24 protein-coding genes and 1 pseudogene are annotated in these 24,634 nt (G+C 73.4%); 13 read left to right on the forward strand and 12 right to left on the reverse strand.

Annotated features, from left to right (window positions below; translation table 11 throughout):
* The first annotated feature begins 211 nt into the window (after positions 1-211).
* The 3 genes from AC07D6_RS03510 to AC07D6_RS03520 all read left to right on the forward strand — a co-directional run bounded on the left by AC07D6_RS03510 (position 212) and on the right by AC07D6_RS03520 (position 4,753).
* A complete protein-coding gene (locus tag AC07D6_RS03510; RefSeq protein WP_479041654.1) occupies positions 212-1,294 on the forward strand; it encodes an endo-1,4-beta-xylanase in 1,083 nt (360 codons plus the stop codon).
* Positions 1,295-2,658: 1,364 nt separating this feature from the next.
* Complete coding sequence (locus AC07D6_RS03515) at positions 2,659-3,651, forward strand: glycoside hydrolase family 11 protein (protein ID WP_479041656.1); 993 nt, start codon at positions 2,659-2,661, stop codon at positions 3,649-3,651.
* A 103-nt stretch (positions 3,652-3,754) separates the two neighbouring features.
* Entirely contained in the window at positions 3,755-4,753 is a 999-nt protein-coding gene (locus AC07D6_RS03520; RefSeq protein WP_479041658.1) for a polysaccharide deacetylase family protein, read from the forward strand.
* Positions 4,754-4,847: 94 nt separating this feature from the next.
* Here the strand turns inward: AC07D6_RS03520 and AC07D6_RS03525 are convergent.
* The 3 genes and pseudogenes from AC07D6_RS03525 to AC07D6_RS03535 all read right to left on the reverse strand — a co-directional run.
* Positions 4,848-4,985, reverse strand: a pseudogene (locus AC07D6_RS03525) (GTP-binding protein); the annotation flags it as partial.
* Positions 4,982-5,152 carry a 50S ribosomal protein L32 gene (gene rpmF / locus AC07D6_RS03530; protein WP_479041660.1) on the reverse strand — a complete coding sequence of 57 codons (171 nt, stop codon included), beginning with the start codon at positions 5,150-5,152 and terminating at the stop codon, positions 4,982-4,984. The gene rpmF and the pseudogene AC07D6_RS03525, both read right to left, overlap by 4 nt.
* Before the next feature lie 348 nt (positions 5,153-5,500).
* Positions 5,501-5,893, reverse strand: coding sequence for a nuclear transport factor 2 family protein (locus AC07D6_RS03535; protein ID WP_479041662.1), 393 nt, complete (start codon positions 5,891-5,893; stop codon positions 5,501-5,503).
* 191 nt (positions 5,894-6,084) lie between these two features.
* Here AC07D6_RS03535 and AC07D6_RS03540 point away from each other — a divergent pair, with 191 nt between their 5' ends.
* The 6 genes from AC07D6_RS03540 (at position 6,085) to AC07D6_RS03565 (ending at position 11,650) form a co-directional block, all read left to right on the forward strand.
* Positions 6,085-6,693 (forward strand): TetR/AcrR family transcriptional regulator, encoded by a 609-nt coding sequence (locus AC07D6_RS03540; RefSeq protein WP_479041664.1) that lies wholly within the window; start codon positions 6,085-6,087, stop codon positions 6,691-6,693.
* Entirely contained in the window at positions 6,690-7,700 is a 1,011-nt protein-coding gene (locus AC07D6_RS03545; protein WP_479041666.1) for a DMT family transporter, read from the forward strand. Before AC07D6_RS03540 ends, AC07D6_RS03545 begins: the two co-directional genes overlap by 4 nt.
* A gap of 321 nt (positions 7,701-8,021) precedes the next feature.
* On the forward strand, positions 8,022-8,906 hold the full coding sequence (locus AC07D6_RS03550) for a fructosamine kinase family protein (protein WP_315881585.1): 885 nt from the start codon (positions 8,022-8,024) through the stop codon (positions 8,904-8,906).
* A 177-nt stretch (positions 8,907-9,083) separates the two neighbouring features.
* Entirely contained in the window at positions 9,084-9,800 is a 717-nt protein-coding gene (locus AC07D6_RS03555) for a restriction endonuclease (RefSeq protein WP_479041669.1), read from the forward strand.
* 45 nt (positions 9,801-9,845) lie between these two features.
* A complete protein-coding gene (locus AC07D6_RS03560; protein ID WP_479041671.1) occupies positions 9,846-10,508 on the forward strand; it encodes a ribonuclease H family protein in 663 nt (220 codons plus the stop codon).
* A 188-nt stretch (positions 10,509-10,696) separates the two neighbouring features.
* Positions 10,697-11,650, forward strand: coding sequence for a GNAT family N-acetyltransferase (locus tag AC07D6_RS03565; protein WP_479041673.1), 954 nt, complete (start codon positions 10,697-10,699; stop codon positions 11,648-11,650).
* 3 nt (positions 11,651-11,653) lie between these two features.
* On the opposite strand, the gene AC07D6_RS03570 is transcribed toward AC07D6_RS03565, so the two are convergent.
* The 4 genes from AC07D6_RS03570 to AC07D6_RS03585 form a co-directional block, all read right to left on the reverse strand.
* Positions 11,654-12,745: a chitinase gene (locus AC07D6_RS03570; protein WP_479041675.1), complete on the reverse strand. Its 1,092-nt coding sequence runs from the start codon at positions 12,743-12,745 to the stop codon at positions 11,654-11,656.
* A gap of 147 nt (positions 12,746-12,892) precedes the next feature.
* On the reverse strand, positions 12,893-13,297 hold the full coding sequence (locus tag AC07D6_RS03575; protein WP_315881580.1) for a DUF5955 family protein: 405 nt from the start codon (positions 13,295-13,297) through the stop codon (positions 12,893-12,895).
* Between the two features lie 9 nt (positions 13,298-13,306).
* Positions 13,307-15,607 (reverse strand): hypothetical protein, encoded by a 2,301-nt coding sequence (locus AC07D6_RS03580; RefSeq protein ID WP_479041677.1) that lies wholly within the window; start codon positions 15,605-15,607, stop codon positions 13,307-13,309.
* 115 nt (positions 15,608-15,722) lie between these two features.
* Positions 15,723-16,088 (reverse strand): MmcQ/YjbR family DNA-binding protein, encoded by a 366-nt coding sequence (locus AC07D6_RS03585; protein WP_479041679.1) that lies wholly within the window; start codon positions 16,086-16,088, stop codon positions 15,723-15,725.
* Positions 16,089-16,238: 150 nt separating this feature from the next.
* Between AC07D6_RS03585 and AC07D6_RS03590 the strand changes: the two genes are divergently transcribed.
* Positions 16,239-16,883 carry a class I SAM-dependent methyltransferase gene (locus tag AC07D6_RS03590; protein ID WP_479041681.1) on the forward strand — a complete coding sequence of 215 codons (645 nt, stop codon included), beginning with the start codon at positions 16,239-16,241 and terminating at the stop codon, positions 16,881-16,883.
* Positions 16,884-16,964: 81 nt separating this feature from the next.
* Here AC07D6_RS03590 and AC07D6_RS03595 read toward each other — a convergent pair whose 3' ends face one another.
* A complete protein-coding gene (locus tag AC07D6_RS03595; RefSeq protein ID WP_479041683.1) occupies positions 16,965-18,410 on the reverse strand; it encodes a glyceraldehyde-3-phosphate dehydrogenase in 1,446 nt (481 codons plus the stop codon).
* Between the two features lie 198 nt (positions 18,411-18,608).
* Here AC07D6_RS03595 and AC07D6_RS03600 point away from each other — a divergent pair, with 198 nt between their 5' ends.
* Both AC07D6_RS03600 and AC07D6_RS03605 read left to right on the forward strand, forming a co-directional pair.
* Entirely contained in the window at positions 18,609-19,052 is a 444-nt protein-coding gene (locus tag AC07D6_RS03600; protein ID WP_315881575.1) for an RrF2 family transcriptional regulator, read from the forward strand.
* Positions 19,053-19,143: 91 nt separating this feature from the next.
* Entirely contained in the window at positions 19,144-20,340 is a 1,197-nt protein-coding gene (locus AC07D6_RS03605) for a globin domain-containing protein (RefSeq protein ID WP_479041686.1), read from the forward strand.
* Between the two features lie 76 nt (positions 20,341-20,416).
* On the opposite strand, the gene AC07D6_RS03610 is transcribed toward AC07D6_RS03605, so the two are convergent.
* Positions 20,417-21,661: a cation:proton antiporter gene (locus AC07D6_RS03610; RefSeq protein ID WP_315881573.1), complete on the reverse strand. Its 1,245-nt coding sequence runs from the start codon at positions 21,659-21,661 to the stop codon at positions 20,417-20,419.
* 3 nt (positions 21,662-21,664) lie between these two features.
* Positions 21,665-22,135, reverse strand: coding sequence for a cation:proton antiporter regulatory subunit (locus tag AC07D6_RS03615; RefSeq protein WP_479041688.1), 471 nt, complete (start codon positions 22,133-22,135; stop codon positions 21,665-21,667).
* Between the two features lie 293 nt (positions 22,136-22,428).
* Here AC07D6_RS03615 and tatA point away from each other — a divergent pair, with 293 nt between their 5' ends.
* Positions 22,429-22,629: a Sec-independent protein translocase subunit TatA gene (gene tatA, locus AC07D6_RS03620; RefSeq protein WP_315881571.1), complete on the forward strand. Its 201-nt coding sequence runs from the start codon at positions 22,429-22,431 to the stop codon at positions 22,627-22,629.
* 259 nt (positions 22,630-22,888) lie between these two features.
* On the opposite strand, the gene AC07D6_RS03625 is transcribed toward tatA, so the two are convergent.
* Both AC07D6_RS03625 and AC07D6_RS03630 read right to left on the reverse strand, forming a co-directional pair.
* A complete protein-coding gene (locus AC07D6_RS03625) occupies positions 22,889-23,980 on the reverse strand; it encodes a glutamate--cysteine ligase 2 (RefSeq protein WP_315881570.1) in 1,092 nt (363 codons plus the stop codon).
* A 14-nt stretch (positions 23,981-23,994) separates the two neighbouring features.
* A complete protein-coding gene (locus tag AC07D6_RS03630) occupies positions 23,995-24,522 on the reverse strand; it encodes a DUF6328 family protein (RefSeq protein ID WP_479042311.1) in 528 nt (175 codons plus the stop codon).
* Positions 24,523-24,634: the final 112 nt, after the last annotated feature.

Genomic DNA, 24,634 nt, shown 5'->3' on the forward strand with positions numbered 1-24,634 from the left:
GCCCGCGCCGACAGTTTTCGCCGGCTTTCCGAGAAACGCGAACACGGCGGTGGTGGCGCCGGCGGCCCGCCGGTCCCCCCTCCCGGACACCGGGAGGCGCACCGCCGGCACCGACCGGCCCGCCGCGGACCGCGGCGGGTGGAACCGACCGGCCCGTGTCCCGGCATCACCGCCCCCGTGCCCGCACGTCCCTCACAAGGAGTCGTCCACGATGTCCAGATCACTCGGCCGCGCCGCGGCGGCAGCCGTCGCGACCCTGCTCGCGCTCGGCGTCGCCGCCCCGTCGGTGTCCGCCCAGGAGCCGCTCCGCTCCGGCCACGACAAGCCGCTGCGCGACCTCGCCGCACGCCAGGACCTGCGGATCGGCACGGCGGTCGACATGGAGGCGCTCGGTTCCGACCGGGCGTACCGGTCCCGTACCGCCCGCGAGTTCAACTCGGTCACGGCGGAGAACGTCATGAAGTGGGAGGTCGTCGAGCCCGAGCGGGGCGTTCACGACTGGGCGGAGGCGGACGAGCTGGTGAGGTTCGCCCAGCGCAACGGGCAGGCGGTGCGCGGCCACACGCTCGTTTGGCACAGCCAGCTGCCCGCCTGGCTCACCTCGGGGGTCGCCGACGGGTCGATCGACGCGGTGGAGCTGCGCCGGATCCTGCGCGACCACGTCACCACCCAGGTCAAGCACTTCAAGGGCAAGATCTACGAGTGGGACGTCGTGAACGAGGTCTTCAACGAGGACGGCACCCTGCGCGAGTCGATCTGGCTGCAGAAGCTCGGCCCGTCCTACATCGCCGACGCCTTCCGCTGGGCCCACGCCGCCGACCCGAAGGCCAAGCTGTTCTTCAACGACTACAACGTCGAGGGCGTGAACGCGAAGTCCACGGCCTACTACGACCTCGCGGTACGCCTCCGTCAGCAGGGCGTACCGGTGCACGGCTTCGGCATCCAGGGCCACTTGGACATCGGGTACGGCTTCCCGCAGGACGTGCAGGCCAACCTGGAGCGCTTCGCCGCCCTCGGCATGCGGACCGCGTTCACCGAGGTCGACGTGCGGATGACGCTGCCCGCGGACGACGCGAAGCTCGCCCGCCAGGCCGACGACTACCGGCGGTTGCTGGCCGCCTGCCTCAATGTCCGCCGCTGCACGTCGTTCACGGTGTGGGGCTTCACCGACAAGTACTCGTGGGTGCCGGAGTGGTTCAGCGGCCAGGGCGCGGCCAACCTGCTGGACGAGGAGTACGCGGCCAAGCCGGCCTACACGGCGGTCCGTCACGAACTCGCGGCACACCGCCGGTGACGCGGTGCCGGTGCTGCGGCACCGGTGACGCGGTGCGGTGACCGTGCGGCGCTGATCCGGTGGTCCCCGCCCCGCTCGGGGCGCCCGGCCGGGAGACCCGGCCGGGCGTTCCCCCTCGGCGGGCCCCGGTCGGGCTCCGCCCCCGCCGTGCAGGGTGCGGCCGTCGCCCGTGACGGACAGGGAGGGGTGCGTGCCGTCGAGGGAGGACCGCCCCCGGACGATCCGGCTGCTGTAGCGGCCCACGAGGGCACCGACGTATCCGCCGGAGGCGAGGTGGCCGTCCGGTCCGTCGGAACCCGGGGAGACGTCCGCGTGCCCGCGTGCCGGTCGGTGCCTCCGGAAGGGCACGAGGCCCCGTGGTCGAGAACCGCCGGGCGCGTGCCCCCGTTCTCCAGCCCCCGGCGGCGCACCCCGGTTCCGTCGGGCAGGCGGCCGAAGGGCTCGGAGGCGGGAGAGCGGACCTGGAGAGGGCGCGTCGTCATGCGCGCCTCCGAATCGTGTCGAAGGGGCGGGTGGTCCGGCGCGGAGTGCCGCCGGGACTGTGCACGGGGCGGGCAGGGTGGGTCGGGTGGGTCGGGCCCACGACCCGGGGCGCGCCGACCGCGCCACCATGCTCCCCCCCAGGGGCGGGCGGTACCGGTCCCGGCCGGGTCCACGACGACTGCGAGCGATTGTGGGACCTCACCGCGAGGCCGGTCAATGCCCTCGTTCGCATAATTTTCCGAAACTTTTCGGCTGGTGGGGGTTTTATAACGCCAGCTCAGATCAACTTCCTGAAAGCGTCTGGGGATGAAAGCGCGAGGAAGAACGGAATGACTCCATCAGGTGCGCGAAAGATTGTCGGCCTGCTCGGCTGAGCGGGCGGGTCGGCGGCGGGAAGATCGTACGTGGAGCCCCGTGTCGCCCCGGGGCGAAACGGTCCCCCGATCCGCAGGTCGGCCCGGATCCCCGCGCCCTGGCCGGCTCGGGCACACCTTTTCCCGCCTTTCGGGGGCATTTGTCCCGGCCGCTGATCGAGGAAACAAAGCTCATTCCGCATGATTCCGGTGTGTGTAGGGCGAGGATTCGCATACCGCTCCTCGGTCGCGCCCCCCTGATGTCGAACCTTTCGAAATTTCGACCGAAACCATTGACAGGCGTAGGGGGCGGACCACACTGTTCCGCAGCGGCAGGGCTTCATCACTGCCCGCCCGGGGCGCTCCCACGACCCGGCCCTGCGGTCATCGAACAGGTGACGCCGGGCCCGCTCTGCCGTGCCGCACGACGCCGACGCGCGATCGACGCCACCCCATGGCCACTGACGGCTCGTTCGGCTCGTGCCGTCCTGCTCCCCGTACCGGCGCACCCAAGGAGGAAGCAAGTACATGCGCGTTTCCGCTCGACGCGAGAGCCGTAGAGGCGGCCGTTTCGCACGGACCGTCAGGGCCCTCTGCGTCACCGCGCTGGCCGCGGTGGTCACGCTGGTCGCGCCGGGCACGGTCTCCGCCGACACGCTCGTCACGACCAACCGGACCGGAACCGACAACGGCTACTTCTACTCGTTCTGGACCGACAGCCCCGGCACGGTCTCCATGAACCTGGCCGCCGGCGGCAACTACAGCACCTCGTGGAGGAACACGGGCAACTTCGTCGCCGGCAAGGGCTGGAGCACCGGTGGCCGCAGGACGGTCACCTACTCCGGCACCTTCAACCCCTCGGGCAACGCGTACCTCGCCCTCTACGGGTGGACGACCAACCCGCTCGTGGAGTACTACGTCGTCGACAACTGGGGCACCTACCGGCCCACGGGCGAGTTCAAGGGCACGGTGACCACCGACGGCGGCACGTACGACATCTACAAGACCACCCGCTACAACGCCCCCTCCATCGAGGGCACCCGCACGTTCGACCAGTACTGGAGCGTGCGGCAGTCGAAGAGGACCGGGGGAACCATCACCACCGGCAACCACTTCGACGCCTGGGCCCGGGCCGGCATGAACCTGGGCACCCACAACTACATGATCATGGCGACCGAGGGCTACCAGAGCAGCGGCAGCTCCACCATCACGCTGGGCTCCGGCGGTGACGGCGGGGGTACGACTCCGCCGGGTGGTGGTTGCAGTGCGACCCTGTCCGCGGGGCAGCAGTGGAGTGATCGGTACAACCTCAATGTCGCGGTGAGTGGTGCCAGTAACTGGACGGTGACGATGAACGTTCCGTCGCCGGCGAGGGTCTTGTCGACCTGGAACGTCAGTGCCGGCTATCCCAGTGCCCAGACGTTGGTGGCCAAGCCCAACGGCAGTGGCAACACGTGGGGCGTGACCATCCAGCACAACGGCAACCGGACCTGGCCCACCGTCACCTGCACCACGAGCTGAGTCCACCGCCCGAAGCCTCCGCGAAGGCCGAGGGCCCCCCTACGAGGCAGCTCGGGGTCCCACCCCGAGTGGCCGAACCGCCGGAACGAGGAGGACCCACCCCATGCGCACCACACCACGCCTGTCGTTGCGCTCGATGGCCGCGAGACTGACCGTCGTCGCGCTGGCCGCCACGAGCGTCCTCACCCTCGACACCGGCCCCTCGCGGGCCGACACCACCCCCTCGCGGGCCGCCGCCTGCACCGGTTACGTCGGGCTGACCTTCGACGACGGTCCGTCCGCCCAGACACCGGCCCTGCTCAACGCGCTCCGGCAGAACGGGCTGCGGGCCACGATGTTCAACCAGGGCCAGTACGCCGCCGCCAACCCCGCCCAGGTGCGGGCCCAGGTCGACGCCGGCATGTGGGTCGCCAACCACAGCTACACCCACCCGCACATGACCCAGTTGAGCCAGTCGCAGATGGACTCGGAGATCTCCCGGACCCAGCAGGCCATCGCGAGCGCGGGCGGCGGCACTCCGAAGCTGTTCCGCCCGCCCTACGGGGAGACCAACGCGACGCTGCAGTCCGTGGCGGCCAAGTACGGCCTCACCCAGATCCTCTGGGACGTCGACTCGCAGGACTGGAACAACGCGAGCGTGGACGCGATCGTGCAGGCCGCCGGCCGGCTCACCAACGGGCAGGTCATCCTCCTGCACGACTGGCCGGCCAACACGCTCGCGGCGATCCCGCGGATCGCGCAGGTGCTCAACAGCCGCGGCCTGTGTTCCGGCATGATCTCGCCGCAGACCGGCCGCGCCGTGGCCCCCGACGGTGGGGGTACGACTCCGCCGGGTGGTGGTTGCAGTGCGACCCTGTCCGCGGGGCAGCAGTGGAGTGACCGGTACAACCTCAATGTCGCGGTGAGTGGTGCCAGTAACTGGACGGTGACGATGAACGTTCCGTCGCCGGCGAGGGTCTTGTCGACCTGGAACGTCAGTGCCGGCTATCCCAGTGCCCAGACGTTGGTGGCCAAACCCAACGGCAGTGGCAACACGTGGGGCGTGACCATCCAGCACAACGGCAACCGGACCTGGCCCACCGTCACCTGCACCACGAGCTGAGCCCCCAAGGGCCCGGGCCGTCGTCGTCGGCGCGGCGGACGGCGCGGCCCGGGACCGGACCGGGGGACCCGGTGCCGGGGTGGCCGATGGCGTCCTCGCCCAGGCCGTTGACGACGACCGCGACGCGCAGGCCCCCGCGGTTGCCCGGCACGTGGCCGAGCAGGGTCGGCTTCCCCGCCCCGAGGAAGCCGGACAGGGCGGTCACGGGCAGGCGGCCGGTCGTGTCCGTCAGCCCTCGGGGCGCAGCAGACCGCGCTCGTACGCCTTGACCAGCCGCTGCGGCACCAGGTGGACGGAGCCGTCCACCGTGAGGGGCACCAGTTGCGGTGTGGCGGCCTTCCACTGGGCGCGGCGGTGCCGGGTGTTGGAGCGGGACATCTTCCGCTTGGGTACGGCCATGGGTTCGGATTCCTCTCTGAACGGAGCGGACCCGAGGCTATATGAAAATGAATGCCATTACTAATTCGTCGTGGTGTGCGCGGCCCTTCCCGGGACGCGTGCCGCCGGAGGGGTGGCGCACGTGCCGTGCGGGGTGCCGCGGCGGGGGAGCGCGACAGGGGAAGGCCGGTACCGGCGGGGCCGCGGCGTCCGACTGCGCAGTCGGACGGTGGCGGCGCGGGGCCGGGGGCTCGTGGGCCGGGAGGTGGAGCCCGGGCGCACTCGCCGTACCGGCCGGACGCACGGCCCCGACCGCCGCCCGGTCGCGACCGCGCTGCGGGGAGGAACCCCGCGGCGGCGTCCACGCCGTCAGTCCCGGGTGGTGGGCGTCCCCTGGTTGTGGAACATCTGCCAGTGCCCCGGTGCCGCCCGCCGCCACAGCGAGGTCCGGTTCGACCACCGGCCGTCGATCCTCACGGTGTACTTCACCATCACCAGTCCGTCGGCCAGCCTCACTCCGCGCATGCGTTCCGCCGCGATCGGCTCGCCGGCCGGATCGGTGCGCGCCGCGACGCGCTCCGCGGTTCCCTCGAACCCGACTTCGACGCCGGAGGCCCCGAACTCGTGGAAGTCGGGTGCGAGGAACCGGTTCAGCCGCTCGGGGTCGGCCCGGCACGCGGGCGTCAGCGTCTCGCGCTCCGCCGCCAGCACCTCTGCCACCTGGGGATCGTCGCCGCCGATGTCCTCGCGAGTCGTCACCATGCGCCGAAGGTGTATCACCCGCGCTCCCGGCGCCGCCGGGAATTTCCCGGGGGCCGCCCGGCTCGGGAGGGGGGTGACCGGTCCGTCCGGTGGGTCGCCGCGGGCCCGGTCGCGCACGCCGTTCGGACCCGGGAAGGACCTGCCCCACTTATTGGGTAGACTGACCTACCTAATAACTGGGAGGGAACGCGATGAGCGACAGCGGGACGGCGGCAGCGCGCCCCGGCAGGCGGCGGGGGGCCGCGCGCGAGCGGCTGCTCGCCGCCGCGGCACGCCGCTTCTACGCCGACGGCGTGGCGGCGACGGGGATCGACACGATCACCGCCGAGGCGGGCGTGGCGAAGATGAGCCTCTACAACAACTTCTCCTCCAAGGCCGACCTGGTGAGGGCCTACCTCGACGCACGGCACGAGGAGTGGCTGGGCCTGTACCGGCGGCGGCTGGAGGAGGCCGCGGACGCCCGCGGCGGCGTGCTGGCCGTCTTCGACGCGTACGCCGATCACGCGGCCTTCGCCTACGAGCACGGTTTCCGGGGCTGCGGCCTGCTGAACGCGGCTGCCGAACTGCCCGCCGGGGACGAGGGCCGGGCCGTGGTGCGCCGGCACAAGGAGGAGGTCGAGTCCCTGCTCGCCGGGCATCTCGCGGAACTGCTGCCCGGGCGGCCCGAGGAGGCGCGCACGGTGGCGGAGCACCTGTCGTTCCTGCTGGAGGGCGCGATGGCGCGCGCCGGCCTGGAGGGCGCGGGTACGCGTCTGGAGCACGCCCGGGCCATGGCGGCCGACCTGCTGGACCGGCTGTGACGCGGCCCGCCGGACACGCGGCCGGGTCGGCGGGCATGGGAGCGGCGTGCGTGCTGGTGGCGTCGGTGCTGTGGGGCACCACGGGCACCGCCGCGACCCTCGCCCCGGCAGTGGGGCCGCTCGCGATCGGGGCCGTCGCCATGGGGTTGGGCGGGCTGCTCCAGGCCCTCGTCGCCGCGCACCGAATACGCCGGCAAGCTCCCCGGTTGCGCGCGCAGAGGGGCGTGGTGCTGCTCGGCGCGATCGCGGTCGGGACCTACCCCCTGGCGTTCTACACCTCCATGCACCTGGCCGGGGTCGCCGCCGGCACCGTGGTGTCGATCGGCTCGGCCCCGCTCGCCTCGGCCCTGATCGAGCGCCTCGTCGACGGGCGCCGCCTCACGGGCCGCTGGACGACCGGAGCCGCCCTGGGCCTGTCCGGGACGGTGCTGCTGTGCACCGCCGAAGCGGCCGGCGCGGCCGGCCCCGGAGGCCGGTCCGCGGGGGCGACCGCGCTCGGTGTGGGGCTCGGTCTGGTCGCCGGCCTCACCTACGCCCTGTACTCCTGGGCGGCCCACCGGCTGATCAGCCGCGGTGCCACCTCCGGCGCCGCCATGGGCGCCGTCTTCGGGCTGGGCGGGCTGCTGCTGATGCCGGTGCTGCTGGCCACCGGCGCCCCCCTCCTCGCCTCCTGGTCCAACGCGGCCGTCGGCGCGTACATGGCCCTGGTGCCCATGTTCGTCGGTTACGTCCTGTTCGGCTGGGGTCTGGCGCGCGTCCCGGCGAGCACCGCGACCACGCTCTCCCTGCTGGAACCCGCCGTCGCCGCCGTACTGGCCGTACTCGTCGTCGGTGAACGCCTGCCCCTACGGGGCTGGTTCGGCGTCGCCCTGGTCGTCGGCTGCCTCGCCGTGCTCACCGCACCGACCCGCACCACCGCGAAGCCCCGGGGGACCGCCACGGAGCCGAACACCACCGTCCGGCAGCGGACCGGTCCGCTGCCGGACGGTGGTGTGCGGAGTCGCTGAGCAAGGGAGGTCACCCCATCCACCGCGTTCCCGTGATCCCGTCGTCGACCTTCACGTAGAGTGCGATCAAGAGGATCCCCAAGTCGGGCCTCGCGAGCGGGCCCTGGAGGTCTTCGCCCGGTCCGCAGGCTCGAAGCCCCGAAGTCCCGAAGTCCTGGCCCAGCGCTCGAACGAACTCGTCCGGACGTCGACCGAACGGAGTCCACCAGCCGTGCCGGACACGACCCTGGTCCCCGTGAGGTCGTGACCCGCTACCAGCGGGTGGTGCCCGGCACGTCCGCGGACGACCGTGATGCGTGACCAGTGGAGAGGAGCACACCCGTGACGGACGCGTCGTCCTTCCTGCTCGGACGCCTGCACGCGGCCGGCCTGACCGACGTCGTCGCGGTCGAGCCGGCCACCGGGGGCCTCGCCGCGATCGCGGGACTCGCGCGCCGCGGTGACGGCACGTCGGTGTTCGTCAAGGCGTTCGGCGAGCCGCCGTCGGACGACGCCTTCGCCGCGGAGGCCGAAGGACTCACCGTGCTGCGCGAGGCGGGCGGCATCGCCACGCCGGAGGTCGTCCTCGCGGACCGCGACCTGCTCGTGCTGTCCGTGTTGCGGCCCCGGCCGGGCACCGGGGCCTTCTGGGAGCAGCTCGCGCATGCGCTCGCCCACCTGCACACCACCACGCGGCACCCCCGATTCGGGTGGCACCGGGACAACTGGTTGGGCCGTCGTCGTCAGGTCAACACCTGGAACGACGACGGGTTCGAGTTCTTCGCCCAGCACCGCCTGCTGCGCTGGCTCGGCGAGCCCCGCGTCCAGGAGGCGCTCGACGCCGCGGACCGGGCGGCGCTGGAGCGGCTGTGCGACCGGCTGCCCGAGCTGCTGCCGGACAGACCCGCGTGCCTGACGCACGGCGACCTGTGGGCGCTGAACGTCATGGCCACCCCCCACGGACGGCCCGCGCTGATCGACCCGGCCGTGTCGTACACGTGGGCCGAGGTGGACCTGGCCCACCTGTGGACGACGACGCCGCCGCCCGAGGCGCACGCGTTCTTCGAGCTGTACGCCGAACTGACCGGGCTCGACCGCGACTGGCGCGCACGCATGCCGATCCTCCAGTTGCGCCAGCACCTGGCCGTGATCGCCCAGTTCGACCCCGACTGGGGCGCCGCCGCGCTCGTGCGCGCCACGCTCGCCCCGTTCCGGCAGCGGCCCTGAGCGCGGTTCGCTTCCCCGCGCCGGTACGGCACGTCCCGTGCCGCGGCGCCGCGTCCAGCAGGTGCTCCGGGGCGGGACGGTGCGCCGGACCCGTACGCCGGGGGTGCCGGGGAGGTTTGGGGGCGGGGCGCGCGGCCAGGCGGGGTGGTGGGTGTCCGACGGCGGAGGGGGACGTGCGTGGCTGTGGCGGAGCGGGTGAGAGGGCGGGGCGGGCGCGCCGGGTGGCGGGACGTGGTGCTGGCCGTGGGGCTGGTCGGGGCCGTCGGGGGCGGACTGGCACTGCTGGCGCGGACGGCGTGGGGCACCTCGTCCGGGGCCTTCGGCCCGGTGGCGCTGGTCTGCGTCGTCGCCGCCCTCGCCGCGGTGGCGCGCCGGGGCGGCCGGGGCGCGCCCCGGGCGGCGCCCCCGGGCGACGGCGCGCCCGGAGCCGTACCACCGGCCGAGGCCGCGTCCGGGGCCGGTGGCATCGTGCCCGTACTGGACGGGGACGCCGTCGACCACGAACAGGTGGACCCACAGGGCTTTGAACACACGGTCGCGGCGCTCTGCGTGCGCGACGGCTGCACCCGCACCGAGGTCTCGGGCGGCCCCGGCGACCTCGGTGCCGACGTGGTGGCGACCACCCCGGACGGGCGGCGGCTGGTCGTGCAGTGCAAGCAGTACGCCGCCGACCACCCCGTGGGCTCGCAGGACCTCCAGCGTTTCGGCGGCACGTGCTTCGCCGTCCACGAGGCGGAGGTCGCCGTCGTCGTGACGACCAGCGGCTTCACCGCGCCGGCCGCCGAGTACGCCGCCGCGCTCGGCATCGTCTGCGTGGACGGCGAGGCGCTCGCGGCCTGGACGGACGGCCGCACGCCCCCGCCCTGGGAACCCGCCCCGCCCCCCGGCCCCTGACCGGGGCGGGCGGCACCGGGCGGCAGGCATGGCAGGATCGGAACAATGACGGAACGGATCATCGCCGCGTGTGACGGGGCGTGCAAGGGCAATCCCGGGCCGGCGGCCTGGGCGTGGGTCATCGCCGGTGCGGACGGGGAAGTGGCCTCCTGGGAGGCCGGCCCGCTGGGGCGGGCCACGAACAACGTCGCCGAGCTGACCGCGCTCCAGCGCCTGCTGGAGGCCACCGACCCGGCGACCCCGCTGGAGGTCCGCATGGACTCCCAGTACGCGATGAAGGCCGTCACGACCTGGCTGCCGGGCTGGCGCCGGAAGGGCTGGAAGACCGCGTCCGGCTCACCGGTGGCCAACCGGGACCTGGTCGTGGCCATCGACGGCCTGCTGGCCGGCCGGGACGTGCGGTTCGTCCACACGCCGGCCCACCGGGTCGACGGGGACCGCCTGAACGCCGCCGCCGACGCGGCCGCCGGCCAGGCGGCCGTCACCCAGCAGCCCGCGGGCTCGGCCGCCGGCTCGGTCCTGCCCCCCGCCGACACCCGCGAACGCCCGCCGGCGCCCCGCCGCCCGCGCGCCGCGACCGCCTCCCGGGGCACCGTACGGGCGAAGTTCCCCGGCCGCTGCCGCTGCGGCAGCCCGTACGCGAAGGGCGAGACGATCGCCAGGAACGACACCGGGTGGGGACACCCGGCGTGCGCGACGGCGTCCTGAGACGGCCGGCCGCGCCCGACGGGCGAAGGCCCGCGCGAAGGCCGTGCGCAGCCGGGGCCGCCCCGGCGTCGTACGGTCTTCGCGTCGTACGGTCTTCGCGACGCACGGCCTCGTGTCGTACGGTCTCGCGCCGCACTGGGCCGGGAAATCGTTTGCGGGGCGCGGGCGGCAGGACCGAAAGTGACCTGATGCACTCCGAAGCCCCCTTCACCGTACGCCCGGCCACCACCGGTGACGCACCCCTGATATGCGCGCTGCTCAACGAGATCGACACCATCGAGACCGGCCGGCCCGACACCGAACTGCACGCCGTCGAGACCGACCTCGCCCACCCCGGGGTCGACCTGCGGGAGGACTCCTGGCTCGCCTTCCAGGGCGGCAGGCTCGTCGCGTACGCGCTGGTGTGGGACGACTCCGGTGCCGAGCGCGTCGACACCGACCACTACGTCCTGCCCGGCCACGAGGCCGCCGGCGAGCGGCTGTTCGAGCTGGTCGAGCGGCGGGCCGCCGAGCGGGCGCGGGCCAACGGCGCCTCCCGCACCGTCCTCCACCTCCACCTCAACGCCCGGCCCACCACCGACCTCGACATGCTGGCGCGGCGCGGCTGGGGCCGCGTGCGGAAGTACCACGTGATGACGCGGCCCCTGACCGGCGCCGACCGGGTGATCCCCGAGCCGCCGGCCGGCCTGGTGCTGCGCGACTGCGCCGACGAGGCGGACCGGCGGCGCGCCCACGCCCTGGTCCAGGAGACGTTCAGCGAGCACTTCGACCACCAGCCGCGCACGTACGAGCAGTGGCTCGACGACATCGGCGGCGGTCGCGTCGACTGGTCGCTCGTGTGGATCGCCTCGCTCGGCGCCGACGACGTGGCCGTGCTGTACTCGCGCAACGACCGGCAGAGCATGGCGTGGATCGGCAACATCGGCGTGCGCCGGGCGTACCGCGGCCGCGGCGTCGCCGGGCACCTGCTGCGGCACGCCTTCGGCACGTACGCCGCGCTCGGCCGCGACACGATCGGGCTCGGCGTCGACACGCTCAACGAGTCCGGCGCGCTGCGCCTCTACGAGGCGCACGGGATGCGCACCCACTTCGCCGTGGACACCTGGGAAGTGGTGCTTCCCGCGGTGCCCGCCGGCGTGTGAGGCTCAACGTCCCTGCAGCGCCCTGACGTTGTCGCCGAAGGTCCAGTTCCGCGAACCGTCCCAGTTGATCGACCACGTCATCAGGCCCTTGAGCCTGCCGCCGTACGCGTTCCACGCCTGGGCGACCGTGCCCGGCTGCATGTGCCCGCCGCCCGCGCCCGGCTGGGCGGGCAGGCCGGGGACCTGCTTGTCGTACGGGACCCGGACGGTGGTGCCCTGCACGACGAGGCCCCGGTCGAGGCAGTCGGTCTGCGCGGTGAAGCCCGCGACCGTGCCCGCCGCGTACGAGTCGCCGGAGCAGCCGTACATGCTGCCGTTGTAGTACTGCATGTTGAGCCACCACAGGCGGCCGTTGTCCGCGTACTTCTTCACGATCGGCAGGTAGGCGCCCCAGATGGAGCCGTAGACGACGCTGCCGCCGGTGACGTACGCGGTCTCCGGGGCCATGGTCAGGCCGAAGCCGGGCGGCATGCGCTCCAGGACGCCGTCGATGATGCGGATGAGGTTGGCCTGCGAGGCGGAGAGCCGGTTGATGTCGCCGCTGCCGATCAGGCCGGTCTCGATGTCGATGTCGATCCCGTCGAAGTTGTACGCCTTGAGGATCGGCACGATCGTCGCGACGAACCGGTCGGCGACGGCGGTCGAGTTGAGGTCGATGCCGGCGGTGGCGCCGCCGATCGACAGCAGCACGGTCAGACCGGCGGCCTTGGCCTCGCACATCTCGGCCGGCGTGGGCACCTTCACGGTGTTGTCCATGCCGTCCTCCCACAGGACGGTGCCGTCGGAGCGGATGACGGGGAAGGCGGCGTTGACGACGTTGTAGCCGTGCTGGCGGATGCGGGGGTCGGTGATCGGGGTCCAGCCGAAGGGCGGGTGGACGCCGTTCGCGGCGCCGTCCCAGTTCTCCCAGTAGCCCTGGAGGACCTTGCCCGCGGGTTTCGGCTTGAGGGGGCAGGTGGTGGCCGCCGCGGTGTCGCCGGCGGCGGGGGAGGGGCGGGCCGCGGCCGCCGGCACCGCCGCGCCGCCCAGTAACTGCACGAGGCCCGCGACCACGAGTCCCATGCCCAGAAGCCTTCTCCTTGCGCGACGTGCCATCTCCGCGTCTCCTCCCTCGGGGCCCTGCCGGGAACCTCAGAGTCTTCTGGTCCAGACCTTTCGTCAAGAGGTCTGGACCAGGCGTGAGGGAGGGCGAAGGCGGGGACGAGGACCGCGGGTCCCGGCGGTGCTGCGGGGAGCGCCGGGTCAGAAGGACTGGACGAGACGGGACAGTTCCGCGACGGCCGCCGCCAGCGGTGCCGCCGGCTCCGCGAAGGCCGCCAACCGGTCCAGGGCGCGCCGCACCACCCCCGGCTCGGGCGAGTCCTCCGCCAGTTCCTCCCGCAGCCGGCGCAGCTCCACCCGCGGCGCCTCCTGGTCGGGGAGCGCCGCCCGGTGCTCCTCCAGCAGGCGCTCGACGAGCAGGATCAGCTCGTCGACCCGGGCGAGCTGATCCGCACCGGGGGCCTGCACGGTGATCCGGCCGGCGACCGCCCGCGCGTTCGGGCCCACGGCCTGGTTGCCGACGCTGCTCTGCCCGCCGTACTGCTGCACGCCGAAGTTGAGCACGCGGGACGGCTCGTCGGGCGGTCGCTGGTTCTGCTGGGACACGTTCCCCTCCTATCGTTCGGCCGTGCCGCCGGGCGGCGGCGGGCCCCCGGCCCGGGCCGGGGCGGGCCCGGCGGTCGCCTGGGCCCCGGTGCCCACCGCCTGGTTCCCCACGACGCTCACCCCACCCGTCTGCAGCACCCCGTGGTTCAGGATCGTCTGGGTCTGGATGCGGAAGTCGGCCGTGTCCACGCCGTGTTCGTCCAGGAAGTCGCGGACGGCGGCCAGGGTGTGCCGGTCCAGGGCGTTCAGCACCCGCCGCGCGTCCACCAACTGGGAGTGGTGGAAGTACTCGGGCCCCTGGGCGTCCTCGCGGATGCTCAGCCGGGCGCCCCGGTCGAAGGCGGGATCCTCGCGGGCCGCCCGCAACTCGCTGCGCAGCCGGCGCGGCCTGCGGTACTCGGCGAGGAGGTCGGCCAGGCACGACCGGGGCGCGCCCCACAGGGCGCCGCCGGCGCGCCGCAGCGCCCCGGGCAGCAGGGAGCGGCGGCTCCTCGCGGCGAGGGCGGCCGGGGGCAGCAGGTCGACCGCGTGCATCCCGCGCCGCACCGGCCCCAGGACGAACCGCTCGCACCGCAGGTGCAGCGTCCTGCCCACCACGGCGACGTGCAGGAACTGGCTGGGTACCACTTCACCGCCCCACAGGGGAAGGTGGCTGACCAGGAAGTGCCGGGCGACCCCGTCCGGGTGCAGCGCGATCCGGCGCACGGCTTCCTCGGGCAGGCGCGTGACGGGTGCGCGCAGCGGGTCGGGGAGGAACCGGCCGTCACCGGCCAGCTCCCTGCCGCTCACGAACACCCGGTCCTCCACGACGAGGCCCGCCCCGCCGCCGGGGCCGGCGGGCGCGGGAAGCCCGTCGGCCGTCTCCGCCAACCGGCGGCGCAGCCGGCCCACCACGTCCCAGGCGTCGAAGTCCGCGACCGCCGCCGGTGGCCGCCGCACGTCGCCGACGGACGGCTCGGCGGGCAGCAGCGGCAGCGACAGCGTCCACTCCGACTCCCGCCTGCCGTACCCGACGAACGGCGAGAAGCCGCTGTGGCAGGTGACGTTGCCCCGCTGGGCGTCGGCCAGCGCCGCGATCCTGGCGGCGACCCACGGCTCCACCGCGGCCGGCCGCGGCAGCCTGTCCGGGTCGAACACGCCGCGCCGCAGCGCACCGCGCATCCGCGCGTCGACGTCCCTCTCCTCGTCGAGGAGGGTACGCATCGCCAGGACGGTGCCCGCGACCACCGCGAGCAGCGGCGGCACGCCGTACCCGTAGCCGCCGGCCAGCCAGCGCAGGAAACCCGGCAGGGGCAGGGCCGACAGCCCGGCCCCCGCCAGCGCGCCGGCGACGAGCAGGGAGACGGCCGTGACGGCCAGCCGCCGCACGGACGGGTACGGCAGGTGCCGCCCCCGCACGGCCGGGTACTTGCTGCGGGGCGCGGACGCGGCGCCCAGGTACCGCAGCGCCAGCCGGGCGAACAGCAGCCACAATGGACCGAACAGCGCGATCAGGCCGAACGCCGCCGCCAGCTTCCGGTCCCGTTCGCGGCGCAGGCGGCGGGCCGTCAGGCTGTGCCGGGCCACGGGCACCAGGTCGACGCCCGGCGACACGGCGATCGCCCCGAGCCGGTCCCCGAGCACGCCCTCGACCACGTGGCGGGCGAACGCCGGATCGGTGTAGGCGGCGGCGCACAGGTAGCGGGTCGCGTCACCCGGCTCGGTGCCGGTCGCGACGGCCACCCGTAAGTCCCCCGTGCCGGTGGCGGCGTCGGCCATGGCGGTTCTCCCTTCGCGAGTACGGGACGGCCTTCGGCCCCCGGCGCCCGGCGCGGTGGCCGCCCCGGCGTACACGACGGCGACGACGAGGCCGAACAGGACGCCGAAGACCAGGCCGTCTGCGAGGAACGTGACGAACACCGCCCCCGCGTCCCGGCCGAAGACGAGGACGGTGTGGGGCCCGTGGGTGATGACGGCCGCCCACGACAGGACCGAGCCGACGAGCGAGACGAGCACACCGGTCCCCAGGGCGGCCGCGAAGCGGACGCCCCGCCAGGGGGGCGCCCCTCCCACGAGCCGGGGCACCAGCAGGGTCGCTCCGGCCAACAGGCCGACGCAGGCGACGTTGCCCCGCAGGTCCACGACGCCCAGGTACGGGTCGGAGCGCGGCGACAGCTCCCAGCCGGGGGCCAGCAGCGCGCGGTTGAGCATCGAGAGGAGGGAGTCGTCCGTCCAGAGGCCGATCAGCAGCTCACGCGCCCAGGGGCTGCCGAGCGCCACCAGGAACACGCACAGCCCGATGACCCTGCCCCTGTCATCCGCCCGAACCATGGCACCCCCCGGTCCACGTCAGGATCCGTACTCTAGGAAGCCGGCGGCGGCGTGTCAGCCGTTTGGACGACACGGTCGGGACGGGTCGCCCGCCGCGGCCGTCCGCCGGCGCGGCTCATCCGCCCGTCACCGCGCCCGGCCGCAGGTCGGGGTGCTGATCGACCAGACGGTCCGGCGCGGCCTGCCGCCAGGAGTCGACGAGGATGTCGCGCAGTTCGTCCAGGTCCTCCAGCGCGGCGAGACGTACCCGGACCCATCCCGAACCCGCCTCGTGCGGCGGCACCCAGAACTTCTCCGGCTCGGCGGCGATCAGCTCGGCCCGCTCGTGCCGGGGGCAGCGCACGGCGAACGACGTCTGGTCGTCGGGGACCGTGACGTACATCTTCCCCGCGACGCGGAACGTGGGCATGCTCCAGGCTTCCTTCTCCACCGTCTCGGGGAAGGACAGCGCGATACGGCGGACGTCCTCGGCATCGATCATGCCGTCCACGGTAGCCAGCACCACTGACAGCGCCCGCCGCCCGGTGCCGGTCCCCCTGGCCGGGCGCCCTTCGCACGGGTACGGTCCGGACTGTCGGATCCGGGTCCGCCGCTCCCGCGCCGGGCCCGACCGCGACACGGAGGTGGTGCGGTGAGCCAGGAGCCACGGCCCGGCGGCAGGTCCGCCGCCGAGGTCTTCGACGAGGTGGGCGCGCGCTACGAGGAGGTCTTCGCCGAGGTGCCGGGCCAACTCGCCGCGCTGGACTGGCTCGTCGGCACCCTGCCGCCCGCGGCGCGCGTGCTCGACGTGGGCAGCGGCACCGGCCGCCCCACGGCCGAGAGGCTGGTGCGGGCCGGGTTCGCCGTCACCGGGATCGACGTGTCCGCCGAAATGGTGCGGATCGCACGGGAGCGGGTGCCCGGCGCCCGCTTCGAACAGGCCGACGTGCGCTCCTTTGAAGCGCCGGAGGGCGGGTACGACGCGGTGTGCGCCTTCTTCCCGCTGCTGGTCATGGACCAGCCCGAGGTGGCGGGGGCGCTGACCCGGATGGCCTCCTGGATCGCCCCCGGCGGGGCGTTCGCGATGGCCACCGTGCCCGGTGACATCAGGGGGCTGGACATCGTGTGGATGGGCCACGAGGTCACGGTCAGCAGCCTCTCCGTGGAGGACCACCTGGCCCTGCTGGAGGGGGCGGGGCTGGACGTCGTCCACCACCACACGGCGGTGTACCGCCCGCACGGGCCGGACACGGGGCCGGAGGAGCACCTCTACGTCCACGCGCGGCGCCCCGCCTGACGGACGGCGCCGCCCCGCCGCCCGGGGGACCGGACGACGGGGCGGCGGGGCGGGGTGCCCGCGGGGCCCGGAGCGCCGGAATCAGGCCGCCGGGGCCGGGTACGTCGGGTACTCCACCCCGGAGACGTGCTGCACGACGCGGATGACCTGGCAGGAGTAGCCGAACTCGTTGTCGTACCACAGGTAGAGGATGGCGTTGTCGCCGTCGACCTTGGTGGCGCCGGCGTCGACGATCGACGCGTGGCGCGAGCCGATGAAGTCGCTCGACACCGCGTCGGGGGCGGTGATGAAGTCGATCTGTCGCTTCAGCGGGGAGGTCAGCGACACGTTGCGGAGGTAGTCGAGGACCTCCTCGCGGGTGGTCTCACGACCCAGGCGCAGGGAGAGGATCGCGATCGAGACGTCCGGGACGGGGACGCGGATCGAGCTGCCGGTGATGGGCGCCTTGAGGTCCGGCAGCGCCTTCGCGACGGCGGAGGCGGCGCCGGTCTCGGTGATGACCATGTTGAGCGGCGCGGAGCGACCGCGGCGGTCGGCCTTGTGGTAGTTGTCCAGCAGGTTCTGGTCGTTGGTGAACGAGTGGACGGTCTCCACGTGGCCGCGCAGGACGCCGTACTCGTCCGCCATCGCCTTCAGCGGCGGGACGATCGCGTTGGTGGTGCACGACGCGCAGGACAGGATCTTCTCGTCCGGCTTGACCGTGTCGTGGTTGACGCCGTGGACGATGTTCGGGACGTCGCCCTTGCCGGGCGCGGTCAGGACGACCTTGGCGATGCCCGGGCGCAGGTGCTGCGACAGGCCCTCGCGGTCGCGCCACTTGCCCGTGTTGTCGATGAGGATGGCGTCCTTGATGCCGTACGCCGTGTAGTCGACCTCCGACGGGTCGCCGGCGTAGATCACCTTGATCTCGTTACCGTTGGCGATGATCGTGCTGTTCGCCTCGTCGACGGTGATCGTGCCCTGGAACTGGCCGTGGATGGAGTCCCGGCGCAGCAGCGAGGCGCGCTTGACGATGTCCTGGTCGCCGCCCCGGCGGACGACGATGGCCCGCAGCCGCAGCCCGTTGCCGGAGCCGGTCTTCTCGATGAGCAGGCGGGCGACGAGACGGCCGATGCGGCCGAAGCCGTACAGGACGACGTCGCGGGGCTCGCGGCGCTCGGCCTTGTCCGCGCCGGTCGCGCCCGCGACGGCCTCGGCGGTGAACTCCTCCACCGACAGGCCGCGGGTGTCGGTCCTGTACGTCGCGGCGAGCATGCCGATGTCGATCTGCGAGGGGCCGAGGTCGAGCGTGGTGAGTGCCTGCAGGAACGGAAGGGTCTCGGTGACGGACAGCTCCTCACCGGCGATCTGCCGGGCGAACCGGTGGGTCTTGAGGATGCTGACCACCGACTTGTTCACCAAGGAGCGGCTGTGGAGCAGGACGGTGACGTCCCGCTCCCGGTGCAGCTTCCCGATCATCGGGATCATCGACTCCGCGATCTCCTCGCGGTTCTTCCAGTTAGTGAACGAGTCGTCTTTGACAGTCACAGGATTATCTTTCGAGCTAGGCGGTGCTCATATGTTAACCACACGCTAGTTTGATCTATCAATCGGCCGGTTGGGCGGGCGGGGGGGCGGAACGGAGCGGCCCCGAAGACGCCACCGTCGCGCGGCCCGGCCCGCGCTGGGCGCCGAACCCTTCCCCAAATGCACATGCGTCATATGTGTTTGTTAGCGTCGCGCGGTGTGAGGCTGACCAAGTTCACCGACCTGGCGCTGCGCGCCGTCATGCGGCTCGCCGTCTTCGAGGGGGACGAGCAGCCGACCACCCGCGAGGTGGCCGAGGCCATGGGCGTGCCCGCCACCCACATGGCGAAGGCGGTCACCCGCCTCCAGCGCCTCGGCGTACTGGAGGCCCGCCGGGGGCGCGGCGGTGGTCTGGCGCTGACCGCGCTGGGGCGCGGGGCGTCGGTCGGCTGGCTGGTCAGGGAGTTGGAAGGGAGCGGCGAGGTGGCCGCCTGCGAAGGCGAGGCACCCTGTCCCCTCCGTGCCGCGTGCCGGCTGCGCTCCGCGCTGCGCGACGCGCAGGGGGCCTTCTACGCCGCGCTCGACCCGCTGACCGTGGCCGATCTGGTGTCCTCGCCCACCGGGCCGGTCCTCGTCGGCCTCGTCGGCCGCCGCCCGAGCTGACCCGCACCGCCGCCCCGCCGCGGGGTCGGTGCCGACGTCGTCAGTCGCCTCTCTTAATGCGAAGATCATTTACTTGTTTGAGGAGCCCGTCATGCTGTCCGAGCGGTCCGTCCCGGTGATCCGTGCCACCCTGCCCGCGGTCGGCGCCGCCATCGGGGAGATCACCGAGCTGTTCTACGCGAAGCTGTTCACCGAACGGCCCGAGTTGCTGCGGGACCTGTTCAACCGCGGCAACCAGGCCAACGGCGAGCAGCAGAAGGCGCTCGCCGGCTCCATCGCCGCCTTCGCCGGCCTGCTCCTCGAACACCCCGGCACCCGTCCGGACGCGATGCTCGTCCGCATCGCCCACAAGCACGCCTCGCTCGGCGTCACCTCCGAGCAGTACGAGCTCGTCCACCGGCACCTGTTCGCCGCCATCGTGGAGGTCCTCGGCGACGCCGTCACCGAGGAGGTGGCCGCCGCCTGGGACGAGGTCTACTGGCTGATGGCCAACGCGCTCGTCGCCGTCGAGACCCGGCTCCACCAGGAGGCCGGTACCGCCCAGGGCCCGACGTGGCGGCGGATGGAGGTCGTCGAGCGGCGCGAGGAGACGGCCGACGCGGTCTCCCTCGTCCTGCGCCCCGCCGACGGCACGCCCGCCGGGGCGTTCCGCCCGGGCCAGTACGTCGGCGTCCGGGCCGAACTGCCCGACGGCGCCCGCCAGACACGCCAGTACAGCCTCTCCTCCGCCCCCGGTGCCGCGCAGTGGCGGATCACCGTCAAGCGCGTCCGGGGCGGCGCCGCCGGGCCGGAGGGGGAGGTGTCGGCGTGGCTGCACGAGCACGTCCGCGCCGGTGACGTCCTCGACGTCTCCGCGCCGTTCGGCGACCTCGTCCTGCCGGACGGCGACGGGCCGCTGCTGCTCGTGTCCGCCGGGATCGGCTGTACGCCGATACTGTCCGTGCTCCACCACCTCGCCGCCGAGGGGGCCGGCCGCCCGGTGACCGTGGTGCACGCCGACCGCACCCCCGCCGACCACGCCCACCGGGACGAGCACCGCCGTCTCGTCCAGGCGCTCCCCGGCGCCCGCCTGCACCTGTGGTACGAGGAGCCGGGCGACGACGCGGAGGCGTCCCGCGGCCGGGCCGACGTGTCCGCGCTCGACCTGCCGGAGGGCCTCACGGCCTACCTGTGCGGCCCGCTGCCGTTCATGCGCGCGGTGCGCGGCGACCTCCTCCGCCGCGGCGTGCCCGCCGGGTCCGTCCACTACGAGGTGTTCGGCCCCGACCTGTGGCTCGGCCGCGACTGAACGACCCCGTCCCGTGAGGCCGCCCGGAGCGCCCGGCCCGGCGGCGCCCCGCGGCGCGCCGCCGCCGGGCGGGTGCTCAGGCGCGTCCCGCCGTGCCGTCCTCCACCGGGTCGAGCATCTCCTCGCGCGGCGGCGTGGCCACCACGTCCGGCGCGGCGCCGCGCCGGCGCGCACCCAGCCTGGTCGCGATCGGCTCGGTGTAGCGGGCCGTCAACGGGCCCAGGACGACGAGGATCAGCACGTAGGCGGTGGCCAGCGGCCCGAGGGACGGCTCGATCCCGGACGTGACGGCCAGCCCCGCGATGACGATGGAGAACTCCCCGCGCGCCACCAGCGTGCCCCCGGCCCGCCAGCGGCCCTTGGCGGAGACGCCGGCGCGCCTCGCCGCCCAGTACCCGGTCGCGATCTTCGTGGCGGCCGTCACCACGGCCAGCGCGAGGGCCGGCAGGAGGACCGGCGGGATGCTCGCGGGGTCGGTGTGCAGGCCGAAGAAGACGAAGAACACGGCGGCGAACAGGTCCCGCAGCGGGCTCAGCAGGTTGTGCGCGCCCTCCGCGACCTCGCCGGACAGGGCGATGCCGACCAGGAACGCGCCGACCGCGGCGGACACCTGGAGCTGCTGGGCGATCCCCGCCACCAGCAGCGTCAGCCCCAACACGACCAGCAGCAGCTTCTCCGGGTCGTCGCTGGAGACGAAGCGGGAGATCAGCCGCCCGAAGCGCAGGGCGAGGAAGAGGACCAGGCCGGCGACTCCGAGCGCGATGGCGAGGGTGACGCTCCCCGCGGCCAGCCCGACGCCGGCCAGCAGGGCGGTGACGATCGGCAGGTACACGGCCATCGCCAGGTCCTCCAGGACCAGGATGCTCAGCACGACCGGGGTCTCCCGGTTGCCGAGCCGGCCCAGGTCACCGAGGACCTTCGCGATGACGCCGGACGAGGAGATCCAGGTGACACCCGCCAGGACGACCGCCGCGACCGGGCCCCAGCCCAGCAGCAGGGCCATCGCGGCGCCCGGCAGCGCGTTCAGCGCGGCGTCCACCAGACCGGCCCGGTACTGGGTCTTGAGGTTGGTCACCAGGTCGGTGGCCGTGTACTCCAGGCCCAGCATGAGCAGCAGGAGGATGACGCCGATCTCGGCGCCGATCGCCACGAACTCCTCGCTCGCTCCCAGCGGCAGCAGCCCGCCCGTACCGAACGCCAGCCCCGCCAGCAGGTAGAGCGGGATGGGGGAGAACTTCAGCCGTCCGGCGAGGCGCCCCAGCAGGCCGAGGCCCAGGATGATCGCGCCGAACTCGATCAGGAAGACAGCGGACGAGTGCACGTATCACTCCCTTCCGAGCAGCGCGGCGGCGGCGTCGACGCCTTCGCGGGTGCCGATGACGATGAGCGTGTCCCCGCCGGCGAGGCGGAAGTCCGGCCCCGGCGACGGGATGGCGTCGGCCCTGCGCAGGACGGCGACGATGGACACGCCCGTCTCGGTCCGCATCCGGGTGTCCCCGAGGTGCCGTCCGCACCAGTGCGACGTCGAGGACAGCTCGATGCGCTCGGCCACCAGCCCGAGGTCCGTCGTCGACAGGAGGCTGGGGCTGTGGTGCGAGGGCATCAGGGCGTCGATCAGCGCCTCCGCCTCACGGGCCGTCAGCTTCACGGACAGGGCGCATTCGTCGGGGTCGTCCCGCCGGTACGCGTTCAGCACGCGCGTCCCGTCGCGCTGGGCGACCACCGACAGGCGGCGCTCCTCGCGGGTCGTGAGGTCGTAGCGGACCCCGATGCCGGGCAGCGGCGTACTGCTCATCCGTGGAGCGTGCACGGTGGATCTCTCCTTGGTGGGGCGGGTGCGGGTGCGGGGCACGTGCGGGCTTCTTGACGATTACTTTACCTGGGCAACTAATAGGGTGATTTTCGGGTGAACGGTGGATTCCACCGCATGTCGGTCGGGTTTCCCGGCTCGTCGGGGCGTGCGGTCGCGTGTGTTCCTGTGCGATTCCGTGACGGCCCTCTTGTCCGCCGTACACCTGCGGCGGTTACGATCCGAAGGGTTACGGCCACAGGCGCTCCGGCGCGCGGCCCGATCGGAAGGTAGGGAACATGGGAACGTTCAGCGCTTGGCACCTCGCCATCGTGATCGGAGTCGTCGTCCTCCTCTTCGGGAGCAAGAAGCTGCCCGAGATGGCGCGCTCCCTCGGCAAGTCCGCCCGGATCCTCAAGAGCGAGGCCGCCGCGATGAAGGCCGAGAACAACAAGCCGGAGGAGACGACGACGCTGCCCCCGTCCCGCCCGGCCTCCTGACCCCGGCACCCCGGCCGGCGCCGGTGTGCCGAGCGTCGGCACCGGAACGTCCACGCGTGATGTTCCAGGCCGCGCGGTGCGCCGCGCCGGGCGGCGGCCCGTACGAACGCCGCCCGGTGGCCCGGGGCACGCCTGAGCGCCGGCACCGGCGGAGGAACCGCCGGGCCGGCGCTCAGGGGTCCCGCGCACCCGGTGCGCGGAAGGGGCGGTAGGGCTTTCCGCGGCGGACCGGGCGCGCCCCGGGCCGTCCTGCCGGAACTCAGGCCAGGGTGCGGCGGACGCACTCGGCCACCACGGACCGCAGACTGCCCGTGCGGTGGAGGAGCTGCCGCTGGACGCGGGCGCCGTTGCCGGTCTCCAGGAGACCGGCGAGGGCCGTCTGGGCGGGCATCGTGTCGCCGTTCTCGTCCAGGGCGTCCCGTACGTGGTCGAACAGGGCCCGCACCACCGCCTCCGCCGGGGCCGGGCGCATCGTCACCGGGTGGATCAGCTCGCCCTCCAGGCCCGACCGGGCCGCCCGCCAGCTCGCCAGCCGCAGCAGCGCCACACCGTGCCGCGTCGGCGGCACCCCGTCGCGCCACTCCCGCGCGGCCGTGTCCACCAGGCCCCGGATCAGCGTGGCCAGCAGGACCGTCGTCGACGGGTCCAGGCACACGTCCGCGACGCGGATCTCGACGGTCGGGTACGCCTTCGACAGGCGGGCGTCGAAGTACACCATCCCCTCGTCCAGCAGCGCCCCGCTGGCGATCATGTCGGCGACCTGCTCGTGGTACCGGTCCGCCGACCCGAACACCTCGACGGGCCCGGCCGACGGCCAGCGTCCCCAGACCCGGTTGCGGTAGCTGCTGTAGCCGCTGTCCTCGCCCTGCCAGAACGGCGAGTTCGCGCTGAGCGCCAGCAGGACCGGCAGCCACGGGCGGATCCGGTCCAGTACCCCCACGCCCTCCTCGTCGGACTCCACCGACACGTGGACGTGGCAGCCGCACGTCAACTGCTCCTGCGCGGTGAGGCCGAAGTGCTCCTTCAGCCACTGGTGGCGCTTGTCGGTGCCGAGGGCGGGGTCCACCTCCAGCGGTGACGTGGCCAGGGCCGCGACGGACGCGTCGACGCCCTCGGCGTGCCGCGCCGCCTCCGCCCGCCAGCGGCGGATCTCCTCCTCCAGGTCCCGCATGTCCGTCCGGGGGCTGGTCGCGAACTCCAACTGCTGGCGCTGGAGCTCGCTCTCGAACACCTCCCCGTTGCCCAGCGGGTCGCGCGAGGCCGCCGCCAGGACCGCCGCCGACAGGGCGCGCGGCTCCCCGCTCTGACGGTCCACCAGGAGCAGCTCCTCCTCGACACCCACACTCCGCACACGAATCACCTTTCTCAGTTCCGGGCCGAACGCCGCGCGAGCCGCCGGGCGGACCGGCGGCGCAGCCACAGGGGAAGTACGTACCAGCACAGCGCGAACCACAACATCACCGCGCCCACCAGCAGGTCGGCGAGCAGCCCGGGCACCACGACGTGGAGGATGAGCAGCAGGGTGCAGCCGATCGTCAGGGCGAGCAGCACCATGCCGCACATCATCAGCCGGTGCGCGGTGTCGACCATCTCGTCCTTCATCTGCTGCCCGGACAGGAACCGGTGCAGGGACACCGGCGCTATGAGGGAAGCGGTGGCGGACGCGCCCAACACCACGGTGATCACGTAGATCACCCGGTCCGTCGTGGCCAACTCCCGGAACAGCGGCGTGAACGCGACGCTCAGCAGGAAGCCGAAGAGGATCTGCACGCCCGTCTGCGCCACCCGGGTCTCCTGCAGGATCTCGTTCCACCTGCGGTTGACCCGTTCCCGCGCCGTCTCCGGCGGTTCGGACTCCGCCTCGCGCTCCGCGGCCTCCACGGCCTTCGCGATCTCCACGGCCGGGGCCGACGCGGCGGCCGGGACGATCAGGGTGGCCGGCGCGCCGTCCCCGCCCCGGGCGGACGCGCCCGCCGCGTCCAGGTCGACGGCTCCCGCGGCCCCC

Source organism: Streptomyces sp. NPDC045287 (assembly GCF_056432325.1).

Bases quoted from the DNA above. Each gene is read 5' to 3' on its own strand.
- AC07D6_RS03510 (WP_479041654.1), top strand. From the start codon at position 212: ATGTCCAGATCACTCGGCCGCGCCGCGGCGGCAGCCGTCGCGACCCTG.
- AC07D6_RS03515 (WP_479041656.1), top strand. From the start codon at position 2,659: ATGCGCGTTTCCGCTCGACGCGAGAGCCGTAGAGGCGGCCGTTTCGCA.
- AC07D6_RS03520 (WP_479041658.1), top strand. From the start codon at position 3,755: ATGCGCACCACACCACGCCTGTCGTTGCGCTCGATGGCCGCGAGACTG.
- rpmF (WP_479041660.1), bottom strand. From the start codon at position 5,152: ATGGCCGTACCCAAGCGGAAGATGTCCCGCTCCAACACCCGGCACCGC.
- AC07D6_RS03535 (WP_479041662.1), bottom strand. From the start codon at position 5,893: ATGGTGACGACTCGCGAGGACATCGGCGGCGACGATCCCCAGGTGGCA.
- AC07D6_RS03540 (WP_479041664.1), top strand. From the start codon at position 6,085: ATGAGCGACAGCGGGACGGCGGCAGCGCGCCCCGGCAGGCGGCGGGGG.
- AC07D6_RS03560 (WP_479041671.1), top strand. From the start codon at position 9,846: ATGACGGAACGGATCATCGCCGCGTGTGACGGGGCGTGCAAGGGCAAT.
- AC07D6_RS03565 (WP_479041673.1), top strand. From the start codon at position 10,697: ATGCACTCCGAAGCCCCCTTCACCGTACGCCCGGCCACCACCGGTGAC.
- AC07D6_RS03570 (WP_479041675.1), bottom strand. From the start codon at position 12,745: ATGGCACGTCGCGCAAGGAGAAGGCTTCTGGGCATGGGACTCGTGGTC.
- AC07D6_RS03580 (WP_479041677.1), bottom strand. From the start codon at position 15,607: ATGGTTCGGGCGGATGACAGGGGCAGGGTCATCGGGCTGTGCGTGTTC.
- AC07D6_RS03585 (WP_479041679.1), bottom strand. From the start codon at position 16,088: ATGATCGATGCCGAGGACGTCCGCCGTATCGCGCTGTCCTTCCCCGAG.
- AC07D6_RS03605 (WP_479041686.1), top strand. From the start codon at position 19,144: ATGCTGTCCGAGCGGTCCGTCCCGGTGATCCGTGCCACCCTGCCCGCG.
- AC07D6_RS03615 (WP_479041688.1), bottom strand. From the start codon at position 22,135: ATGAGCAGTACGCCGCTGCCCGGCATCGGGGTCCGCTACGACCTCACG.
- tatA (WP_315881571.1), top strand. From the start codon at position 22,429: ATGGGAACGTTCAGCGCTTGGCACCTCGCCATCGTGATCGGAGTCGTC.